Source organism: Halobacillus sp. K22, assembly GCF_052246795.1.
Classification (GTDB): Bacteria; Bacillota; Bacilli; order Bacillales; family Halobacillaceae; genus Halobacillus.
Genome location: NZ_JBQQCN010000017.1, coordinates 84,655 through 94,841, shown reverse-complemented (window position 1 = coordinate 94,841; position 10,187 = coordinate 84,655). Strand labels below are relative to the sequence as shown.

At 42.0% G+C, this 10,187-nt stretch carries 9 protein-coding genes; 5 read left to right on the top strand and 4 right to left on the bottom strand.

Translation table 11 applies throughout. The features are described from left to right. Positions 1-638 precede the first annotated feature (638 nt). Positions 639-1,955, bottom strand: a complete 1,317-nt coding sequence (locus tag ACTWPM_RS13270; protein WP_443133508.1) for a lysine N(6)-hydroxylase/L-ornithine N(5)-oxygenase family protein — start codon at positions 1,953-1,955, stop codon at positions 639-641. Between the two features lie 127 nt (positions 1,956-2,082). Between ACTWPM_RS13270 and ACTWPM_RS13265 the strand changes: the two genes are divergently transcribed. The 5 genes from ACTWPM_RS13265 (at position 2,083) to ACTWPM_RS13245 (ending at position 7,387) form a co-directional block, all read left to right on the top strand. Continuing rightward, the gene (locus ACTWPM_RS13265) at positions 2,083-2,544 is read left to right on the top strand and encodes a GNAT family N-acetyltransferase (protein ID WP_443133507.1); all 462 of its coding nucleotides are present in this window, start codon (positions 2,083-2,085) and stop codon (positions 2,542-2,544) included. Between the two features lie 757 nt (positions 2,545-3,301). Further along, positions 3,302-4,834 carry a spore germination protein gene (locus ACTWPM_RS13260; protein ID WP_443133506.1) on the top strand — a complete coding sequence of 511 codons (1,533 nt, stop codon included), beginning with the start codon at positions 3,302-3,304 and terminating at the stop codon, positions 4,832-4,834. Positions 4,835-4,836: 2 nt separating this feature from the next. Then, positions 4,837-6,039, top strand: coding sequence for a Ger(x)C family spore germination protein (locus ACTWPM_RS13255; protein WP_443133505.1), 1,203 nt, complete (start codon positions 4,837-4,839; stop codon positions 6,037-6,039). Then, positions 6,040-6,273, top strand: coding sequence for a hypothetical protein (locus ACTWPM_RS13250; protein ID WP_443133504.1), 234 nt, complete (start codon positions 6,040-6,042; stop codon positions 6,271-6,273). It abuts the gene before it with no gap. Between the two features lie 19 nt (positions 6,274-6,292). Then, positions 6,293-7,387 (top strand): GerAB/ArcD/ProY family transporter, encoded by a 1,095-nt coding sequence (locus tag ACTWPM_RS13245; protein ID WP_443133503.1) that lies wholly within the window; start codon positions 6,293-6,295, stop codon positions 7,385-7,387. Between the two features lie 265 nt (positions 7,388-7,652). On the opposite strand, the gene ACTWPM_RS13240 is transcribed toward ACTWPM_RS13245, so the two are convergent. From ACTWPM_RS13240 to ACTWPM_RS13230, 3 genes are all read right to left on the bottom strand, one after another. Next, the gene (locus tag ACTWPM_RS13240) at positions 7,653-8,108 is read right to left on the bottom strand and encodes a cupredoxin domain-containing protein (RefSeq protein WP_443133502.1); all 456 of its coding nucleotides are present in this window, start codon (positions 8,106-8,108) and stop codon (positions 7,653-7,655) included. 105 nt (positions 8,109-8,213) lie between these two features. Further along, positions 8,214-9,107 carry an RluA family pseudouridine synthase gene (locus ACTWPM_RS13235; protein ID WP_443133501.1) on the bottom strand — a complete coding sequence of 298 codons (894 nt, stop codon included), beginning with the start codon at positions 9,105-9,107 and terminating at the stop codon, positions 8,214-8,216. Positions 9,108-9,275: 168 nt separating this feature from the next. Then, positions 9,276-10,181: a vanadium-dependent haloperoxidase gene (locus tag ACTWPM_RS13230; protein ID WP_443133500.1), complete on the bottom strand. Its 906-nt coding sequence runs from the start codon at positions 10,179-10,181 to the stop codon at positions 9,276-9,278. Positions 10,182-10,187: the final 6 nt, after the last annotated feature.

Sequence of the window (10,187 nt, the reverse complement as noted above, 5' to 3'; positions counted from 1 at the left end):
CTTTCCTATGGGGGAACGGTGAGCTTCCTCGCTCGTTTCACTCCCTGCGGGATCTCACCTAGTTCCTTCTCCCATGGGAGTCTCGCCATTTCCCCACCAACCCAGCCACGGGAGAATAACGGACCCTACCAGAAGAGAGAGTGCTCTCCTTCTTAATTGTTCTTAAATGCTTCTATGACAGGCTACTCCCCATCTTTATTGCGTAAAAAAGCTGTATGTAGCCATGCTCTTTTTGTTAATCAAGATATCTTGAGTAGTTTCGAGTTTCTAATTCAGCAAGGTCCGGAGGGGGACGATGTAGACTCCTGTGGGATGAACATGATCGGTAAGATCCCGGAAGGCGAAGCCTGAGGAAGCTTACCACATGCCCACGGAAAGCGGAATCGTCCCCCGAAGGACCTAATTCTCACAAAAGTCTCGAAATTGAGTCTTACAGTATCGGGAGCTTATATTCAAAAGGCTTTTTCTTGAATTTTACAGATGTTTTCACTTTAATACTCATTCCATATTTAATTGTAAAATCCTTCATAAAATGAATTTATTACACAAATTATTGGTTACAAATGATGGAGTTAAATAAAAAACACCCTTGAACAATAGTTATGTTCAAGGGTATTTATATCTATTATCTATTCTATTTAAACACTTCCGGTAAATGACTGGAAAATCCCATTATCGTCAATCGAGTACACTTCGCGTCCTGCTAAATGGTTGATAATCACTTTATTACGATGGACGGATAAGCCCAAATTGGTAGAACCAACGCCATGCGTATGGGAAATACCGCTGTGGACATAAATTTCATTTTTCGTATTTTTATTCAGAAGCATGCGATAATCAGAACTTACTTTATAACGTCCATGCTTGTCCCACTGAAGAAAGTCTTCGAGCTGATGAATGAAGTCAGGAACATAAGGCTTATATCCGGTAGCAGCAATGACAACATCTGTCTCATGCGTAAATTCCTCATTTTTCTGCCAGTGCAGACAATCAAGCTCATAGCCGCCATTAGCTTTTTCCCGGATACCTTTTACTTCACTGAGGACTCGAATACCAACATTAAGCTCTTCCTGTCCAACAGAATACTCATAAAGCAAATTATAAATGTCATTAATCGTATGGTTACTGATTCCTTTATAATACAATCCCTGATCAGCAAAGATTTCGTCTTTCTGATCCTGAGGAAGTTGATAGAAGTAATTCACATAGTCAGGGGAAAAATGTTCTAAGCTGAGCTTTGACTCTTCCATGGATTCAAAGCCCGGGGAACGAGTGATCCAATCCAATCGAAATCCGCAGTCGCGCTGTTCCTTCAGTAATTCCCTAAAGGTTTCAGCTGCGCTCTGTCCAGAACCAACCACAGTAATTGATCCGGCCTTGCGGCAGCGCTCCTGATTTGCTAAAAATTCAGATGTGTGGAACACATCTTCTGACGGAAGGTTTTGGAACGATTTCGGTAACACGGGGACACTTCCGGTTCCAAGTACGAGGTTTCTCGAGCGATAAACCTCTTGCTCTCCCGTTTTAAGATTGTTAACGGCCACTTCATAATATTCTTCATTTTCTTGCACGTGACGAATATTGGATACACGTCTGCCAAACTTGCAGCTATTCAGCTGATGAGCAACCCATTGGCAGTAATCATTGTACTCTCTTCTAGGAATATCCAATCGCTGCAGGAAATAAAACTGGTACATTCGATCACTTTTACTAATATAATTTAAAAAACTGTACTCACTCGTGGGATCTGCCATCGTTACCAGGTCAGCTATAAAAGGAACCTGCATCTTCGTCCCTTCTATCAACATTCCCGGGTGCCAATCGAATTTTTCATTTTGTTCAAAAAACAAAGGTTCTATGGTATCGATATCATCCAGTAATGCCGCTAGGCTTAAATTGAATGGTCCAATACCTACTCCGATTAAGTCATACATCTTCTCTGGTTGCTCCATCATCTCACTACTCCTTTTTCTGAAAAAAACTGCATTTCAGAAATCATTACAATACTTTTATGTTACCATAATCCCACCATAATATAATAGTTCTCTCCAAATGAGGGCGAAGAAAATGAGGATTGATTTCATGAATTTAGTAACACTGAAAGAAGTTCAGCATCGTAATGATTATATGTCTTATCTATTATTAGCAGATGAAAGCGAAGATATCATTAATGGATACATAAATGAAGGTGAATTGTATGTCATTCAGTGCCAAGATAAAGAAGTGGGAGTAGTTCTTTTCACTTTCCCATCCATCGATACGGTAGAAATTAAAAATATGGCATTAGCTGAAAAAGTGAGAGGTCATGGGGTCGGGAAACAGGTTCTCAACGAGGCAGTAAATAAATTTTCTAAACGAAATTATGCCAGGTTAATTGTAGGAACAGCGAACTCCAGCCTTGGCAATCTCGCCTTTTATCAAAAAGCAGGATTTCGTTTTTATGAGATCCGAAGAGACTTTTTCCTGCAGTACCCCTCTTCTATATTCGAAAACGGTATCCAGGCCCTCGACATGGTAATATTTGAAAAAACGCTACTGGTTTAATGTTTGTCTCAAAATGAACAGTGATACAAAGAGTCCCTTACTTTTGGGACTCTTTTTTAAAACGCTTTTTTATGTATTGCACTGCTAAACATGATTTATGTTTTTTCATAAAAGGCTTATTAAAGTATAGGGCCGGATTGTGGAAGACTCGATTTCGAGATATTTTGTAGAGAAAGGGACTCCAGGGAACGGCTCGCTTTCCGCGGGCATGGGGTGAGCTTCCTCAGGCTGCTTCGCCTTCCGGGATCTCACCGATCATGTTCATCCCGCAGGAGTCTTCGCCGTTCCCTTCCGCCCCTTTTCGATCATTGAGAGCTCAAAATTCTCTGCATAAACGCCTTCCAATGAACAAGTATAACCTAGGATCCTACGAGGGTATAACTGTAAAAACCCTGTTATATAAGCATTTTGAGACAGATTCAGAATGGCTTCTATCTCCTATAGCAGGGTCCGTTCACAAGAAATGGCTGGGTTGGTGGGAAAATGATGAGACTCCCGTGGGAGAAGGAGCTAGGCGAGACCCCACAAGGAGCGATAGCGACTGAGGAGGCTTGCCAGTTCCCCCACAGGAAAGCGAGTTATTTCCCCACCAACCCTTTTCCATCTAGAGTAACGGGCCCATTTATCTCGAAACTGAGTCTTAAAGAAAAGGGAGCTTATCTTTAATAATTCACTTGGAGATTTAACGGATCCTATGAATTAATAAAATCCAAACTTTGGTGCATGCTATTTATAAACTTTAAAAGGAGCATGCGCCATGAAACAGGGAAATGATCAGGGTCCCAATCAAAATCCTAATAAAGAATCTAATTCCCTGCCCCTCCTTCCTCCTTTAGAAGACAGTTTAAACCACATTGAAACGGAACTTGGAAAAAGTACAGATCTTGTAATTAGACGATTTGCTATCTCCAAAACGCACTGTGCTGTTCTTTATATAGATGGTCTTGTCGATAAGAACACGGTACAGAACTTCATCATGGAAGCACTTATGCTGGAAATGCCGCACAAGCGTGTTTCCGTAAAGGAACTATACCACACGATCAAGCGCGCTTCACTACCTATAGGTGAAGTAACTGAGTTCACCGACTACGAAGCACTTTTTAAGCGATTAATTTCAGGAGAAACCATCCTTCTTATAGATAAAGAGAAAAAAGCATTAGCCGCCAGCACCCGGGGTTGGAGAGACCGCGGCGTACAGGAAAGCACTTCGGAAAGCGTCATCCGGGGGCCTAAAGAGGCGTTTACAGAAACGTTACGAACGAATACCGCTTTATTACGACGTAAAATAAAAGATCCTAAGCTTCGAATTGAAAGTAAAGCCATTGGTGAGGTGACTAGAACGGACGTAGCTATCGTCTACTTGCAAGATGTTGCAGAAGATCACATCGTACAGGAAGTTCACCGCAGACTTGATGAAATTGAAATCGACGGGATCCTGGAGAGCGGCTACATTGAAGAATATATACAAGATGCTCAGTATTCCCCCTTTCCTACCGTTTATTATTCTGAAAAACCCGATGCAATTGCCGGGGGGCTGTTAGAAGGACGAATCGCGATCATTACCGATGGGACACCGGATGTTCTTTTAGTACCTGCTTTATTCGTCAACTTTTTTCAATCCAGTGAAGATTATTACCAGAGAGCTGACATCAGTACGTTCCTTCGCATACTTAGACTGGTTTGTTTTAATATTGCTTTGTTCATGCCCGCTTTATATATAGCTTTTACTACCTTTCATCAGGAAATGATACCTGCGCCTTTACTAATCAGTCTGGCCGCCCAGCGTGAGGGGGTTCCATTTCCGGCTTTTGTAGAAGCCATGCTTATGGAACTAACATTTGAAATCCTCCGGGAAGCCGGGGTCCGCTTGCCGAAACCGGTAGGATCCGCGGTCTCCATCGTTGGAGCTCTCGTGCTGGGACAGTCTGCTGTACAGGCGGGTCTGGTTTCACCGGCAATGGTTATTGTGGTAGCATTAACAGCCATTTCTAGCTTTGTTTTTCCTTCCTATAACATAGCGATCCCTATCCGCATGCTCCGTTTTTTATTTATGATCCTTGCTGCAACGTTTGGATTATACGGTATTATCCTTGGGCTAATTGCCATGGTCTTGCATTTATGCAGCCTCCAGTCCTTTGGCGTTCCTTATATGTCGCCATTTGCACCAATGAAGGCGAAGGATCAGAAAGATGTATTAATACGCTTCCCGCACTGGGGGTTATTTTCCCGCCCAAGTTCTCTTACTAGTAAGAATGAAAAGCGGGCCAATCCATCATCCAAGGAGAATTGAGGATGAAAACATACAACTTTCCTTTTAGAAAACTTTTGTTTATATTCATCTGCCTCCTCCTGTTAACCGGCTGTTGGAACAGTCGGGAGCTGGATGAGCTTGGCATTGTAGTTACGTTAGGAATCGATAAAACAGAAGAAGGCGAGTATATTCTGTCGGTTCAGGTGATCAATCCCTCAGAAATTGCTACGGACGCTCCGACCACCCGCCCGCCTGTTTCCACTTATTCAACAACCGGTCGTACCCTTTTTGAGGCATTCCGCAGGCTCACTACACAAAGTCCAAGAAAGGTCTACTTGTCTCAACTGCGGTTAGTTGTACTTGGAACAGCTGTTGCTGAAGAAGGAGTGATGCCGGTTCTCGACTTACTCTATCGCGATCACGAATTCAGAACTTCTTTTTATGTGACTGTAGCAAAAAACGCTCCAGTAGAAAGCATGCTTAGTATCATAACCCCTTATGAAAAAATTCCTGCCAATAAAATCATGAATTCCATCGAAAGTGCAGAACAGCATTGGGCTGCCACAAAAGGGGTCTCCATTGATAAAGTGATATCAAGCATTAGAAACCCTGGAGAAGATCCGGTGATGAGTGGAGTCATTCTTATAGGAGAGGAAGATATAGGGACAAACATTAACAACGTGGAAAACGTAGATTCTCCTACAAAATTAGAAATCGATGAACTTGGTGTATTTAAAGGAGATAAACTCACAGGATGGCTCAACGAAAAGGAAAGTCAGGGGCTCAACTTTGCAACCGGCAATGTACAAAGTACGGTTGTCACGCACCCTTGTGAAGATGAAGGTACGTTGAGCGTAGAGCTGCTTAGAACAAGCGCGGATATGAAAGGGAAAATTAAAAATGATCAACCTGTTATTGATATAAAGGTTGAAGCAGAAGGTAATGTAGGGGAAGTTGATTGTAGAGTTGACTTAAGTAAGCCTGAAGCTTTAGAAAAAATAAATAAAGAAGCCGAGAAAAAGATTATAGAAAGCATTCAGGCTACTCTCGCCAAGGCACAACAGGAGTATGGCAGTGATATCTTTGGGTTTGGAGGAGTTATCCACCGCGATCACCCCAAATATTGGAAAAAAGTTGAGAAAGAATGGGACTCCTATTATCAAGATGTTGAAGTCAACATTGATGCTAACGTGAAAATCAGAAGAAAAGGGAATTCAACCCAGCCAATCAACAAGGAAAGTTAGGTGAGAACGATGTGGGCCACTATTGCAGTCATAGCCATTTCCATCCTGATCTTTTTTTTAGAGTTCCCCCGATTGAAGCGAAAAAAAAAGACGAAGGAAATATGGTGTTTTTCCACGCTGCTGTTCATCGCTGCAACGGTTAGTATTCTTGAAAGCCGAAATGTAAAGCTGCCCAATCCGCTGGATTACATTCAAGCCTTTTACACCACTATACATTCATGGATTGGTCTATAGGAAGGAGGCTGTGATACGTATGGATAATCAAACCATAAGTGCCAGGCAGTATATGTTCCTTGTTGTTTTCTTTATTATTGGCAGTTCGATCCTGATCGTTCCTACTCCCCTGGCCGCCCAGGGGAAGCAGGACGCCTGGATGTCCGTCATTCTTGCCATTCTTTTTGGGGTTATCTTCGTCATGTTTTTAAATAAAATCGGCAGTTTATCCTCAGGGAGAACATTCGTCCAGTCGGCTATTTTCGTATTTGGGAACTGGGCAGGACGTTTATTCTGTATCTTTTATTTAAGTTTCTTATATATTCTCGCTTCCCTTGTGCTTAGGAATATTGGAGATTTTATGACTACTCAGATCATTCCAGAAACACCCTTACAGTTTACTCATATCTTATTTCTGCTCGTGGTCATCGGCGGAACGTATTTAGGGGTCGAATCCATTGCTCGTTCATCTGAAATCTTTATGCCGTGGATGACCCTCCTGCTCATTTTTCTAACCATCTCCATAATGCCTCAAATCAATATGGACCAACTAAAACCTGTGCTCGGAAACGGTGTTATGCCAATAATAAGCAGTTCTTCTATAGTGATTGGCACTCCGCTCCTTGAGATGGCAGCTCTATTAATGATTTTCCCTTATGTAAAAGAAGAAAAAAAAGCCAAGCGTGCGTGGATACTGGGAACCATTATCGGTGGTGGTGTGCTATTCCTTATCACCATTTTGTGCCTCTTAGTTCTAGGCAGTGATTTGACAGCCTTAAACACTCATCCTACTTATCGAATTGCGCAAAAGATAAACATTGCCGGTTTCCTTGAGGGACTTGAGATTATCATTGCGATCATTTGGATGCTCACCATTTTCTTCAAGCTAATTATCCTTTACTACGCTACTTCCGTAGGGATCGCCCAATTCTTTACTTTAAAAGATCACCGGCCATTACTACTGCCCTTAGGAATGGGCATGGTTGTCCTATCTATCATTGCTTATCCTGATGTAGCTTATTTCGAGACTTTTGTAGGAGAAATCTGGCTGTCTTATTCCTTCACCCACGGATTAATCCTGCCTGGGATTCTGATGATTGGTCTGCTTATTAAGAAGCGTATGAGCAATAATTAAAAACACACACCAAACATCCATTGGTGTGTGTTTTCTTTCTAATACAGATAGCTTGAAGTACCTCAAAACATCCTGCTTAAAATGTGAGGAATAAGTTCGCGGGTTTTCTCCCGCAGGATCGCCCTTCCCCCTCAAACGATCCTTACTATATCTCAAAAAGGATTCTTACAGAATTAGGAACTTACCTGTAGGATCAACCCAGAGATTTAACAGAACCAAATGAAAAAGCAAGAGAGGACTGGACTTGTCCCTCTTGCTTCTCCTTCTAATCTACTACAATATAGGCGATCATTGGTCCGTTCGATTTAATGTCCGAGTGCGTCGTACAAATCAAACGGTAAACACCTTCTTTATCAAACTTTAAATCTACAATCGTTTCTTTCCCTTGCTGGACTACGCCTTTTATCTCGGTATCCTCAATAAAAAATGGATGCTCTTTGCCATTTACTCCGTATATACTTAATTTGATGGGTTCTCCTTTTTCTACAAAAATCGTACCCGGGTCCCAGCGATAAGCTTCAATTTCTTTTCCATCAGCCGTTTCAGCTTTAAACTCCCCTGTTACAAGATTAATGACACGGGGCTCTCCATTTACTGGCTGAGATGAGGTGGCTATAGCCCCCTGCCAAAAGAAACTGCCTATAAAGTAGGCAGCAAAGGCTACTAGAATAGCTGCTCCGATCACGGCTACCTTCTTGGCTGATAAAATTAATGCACCCATTTAATCCCTCCTAAGGCTTGTTTACTTATATATATGCAAACCGCCTCAGGAAACTTGCCTCTATTCTTCAATAAATACCTAGTTGCTTATAGTTTCACAAATCCATCATCTTGATTTGGATAAAAAAGCTTTAGGAACAGAGGATTCAAATCGCATGATTTTATTAGTACTCGGGTGTTGAAAAGCAAGAACGTGTGCATGGAGAGCTAACCTTTTAATCGGATTCGTTTGCGCTCCGTATTTTTTATCGCCGGCAATTGGATGTCCAATTTCCTGCATGTGCACGCGGATTTGATTTTTTCTTCCAGTTTCCAGTTGAACCTCCAGTAAAGTAACGTCAGCATTTCCCTGCACTTTTTTATAATGAGTGATCGCATGCTGGGCTCCTTTAGGATTATTAGTGGTGAACATTTTCAGCGTTTTACTTTCTTTAACGTAGGATTCGACAGTGCCTTCGGGCGGCTTGGGTGAGCCCTCCACCAGTGCCGCATACTTACGTTCTTTAACCATCTTCTTCCATGAATGCTGGAGTTTTAATTTGACCTCTTCGTTTTTTGCGAAAAGCATAACCCCAGATGTATCACGATCCAACCGATGTACAACAAAAATTCGATGGGTTGGATTTTTACTTTTTACATAATTCATGAGCTGGCGATGCGCGGTCTCCTGTTTTTCTTTTGGAGAGCCTATCGATAATAAGCCTGCACTCTTATCAATAACGATCAGATCTTCATCTTCGTGCAGAATGGACAGACCTGTTAATGCCGATTTCCGTTTGAAGGTTTTATTTTTAACAATTGAAATCTTCTGCCCTGGCTGCAGATTATGATCATGCCTGGTTTGTACTTCGTCATCTACGAGCACTTGTCCACGCTTAAGAACAGACTTCACTGAATTTCTGCCTGTTTCGGGGAGCATTCTTAATAAAAAAGGCAATAATTCATCAGTTTGCTCTACGGTGTAGTTATTCTTTGGTGCATTATTTTTTCTTCGGGCCACATGACTTCCTCCTTATATGTTCTACTGTCTAGTTTACCATCCTACAGTCTGTTCTACCCTGTAAAAGGAAAAAGAGCAAACCAAAGGGCTGCTCTCATAAGATAAATTATATTAAATTTCGGTGTGTTTTTGTATAAGATCAAGATTTCAGAAGAATCTTTCAGCTTATCAAATAAATAACTTTGGATCGATCCAGTCCTTGGTGGAAGAGTTTCCAGTCGATTCATCATCTCGTATTAACAGGGAATCACATTTACTTTTATAATCAAATGGAATAGCCTGCTCATAGGTTCGAGTTATGATATCAGCGTTTCTAAATTCGCGTGAAGAGCGTTCAATCGGTAATCCATTCACTGTATCTTTCTTAAGTTCTTCAATAACAATCCGCCCGATCTGTCTGCCTAATCGGAGCCCTTCTGTATTATCCACGGGATAATGAACACCTGCGTATAATCTGGATTGGGCATTCTCTTCAGCCAGACGATGAAGTTTCTGACGTTCTGCAGGAAAGAAGTAACTTAAAATGACCTCAGCTGCTCCTGAAATGGTAGCATGACCTGAAGGATAAGAAGGATGCTCAGGTGTACAAATATAAGTGGCTAAGTGTTGATCCAGTTGGTTAGGTCTTGGCACCAGCCATTTATATTTCAATGCCCAGCATACGACGAAAGCATCGTTCATGCCACCGAACACGGCACTTAAGATTCTGGCTGCTCTTGGCGCCTCTATGGCATATGTGTCAATCAGTCGATCTACAATGGGAATCCATTGTTTAGTAGGCGGACCAGCGGACCAGTATTCCGCAATTCTTTTCTCTTGGTCTGATAAATTTTCAAGTGTATGCTGCACGACTTTTAGTTGGGCGTACCAGTCGATGGAATCCGGATCTTTGATAGCTAAACGGATCGGACGCCCATCTAACTTCTTAAATCCGTGACGACGGCTATGTTGAATAAAATATGTCTTCCACTTTCCCGCGTCTGGCTCCACACCTCCTGCAATCGTAGGAGAATGGGTCTTGCCCGCATATGGAAGTTCAGTCCAAAGTGGATAAGCTCGTTTTTCATGAGCCATATCTTC

Bases quoted from the DNA above. Each gene is read 5' to 3' on its own strand.
- ACTWPM_RS13270 (WP_443133508.1), bottom strand. From the start codon at position 1,955: ATGATGGAGCAACCAGAGAAGATGTATGACTTAATCGGAGTAGGTATT.
- ACTWPM_RS13265 (WP_443133507.1), top strand. From the start codon at position 2,083: ATGAATTTAGTAACACTGAAAGAAGTTCAGCATCGTAATGATTATATG.
- ACTWPM_RS13260 (WP_443133506.1), top strand. From the start codon at position 3,302: ATGAAACAGGGAAATGATCAGGGTCCCAATCAAAATCCTAATAAAGAA.
- ACTWPM_RS13255 (WP_443133505.1), top strand. From the start codon at position 4,837: ATGAAAACATACAACTTTCCTTTTAGAAAACTTTTGTTTATATTCATC.
- ACTWPM_RS13245 (WP_443133503.1), top strand. From the start codon at position 6,293: ATGGATAATCAAACCATAAGTGCCAGGCAGTATATGTTCCTTGTTGTT.
- ACTWPM_RS13240 (WP_443133502.1), bottom strand. From the start codon at position 8,108: ATGGGTGCATTAATTTTATCAGCCAAGAAGGTAGCCGTGATCGGAGCA.
- ACTWPM_RS13230 (WP_443133500.1), bottom strand. From the start codon at position 10,181: ATGGCTCATGAAAAACGAGCTTATCCACTTTGGACTGAACTTCCATAT.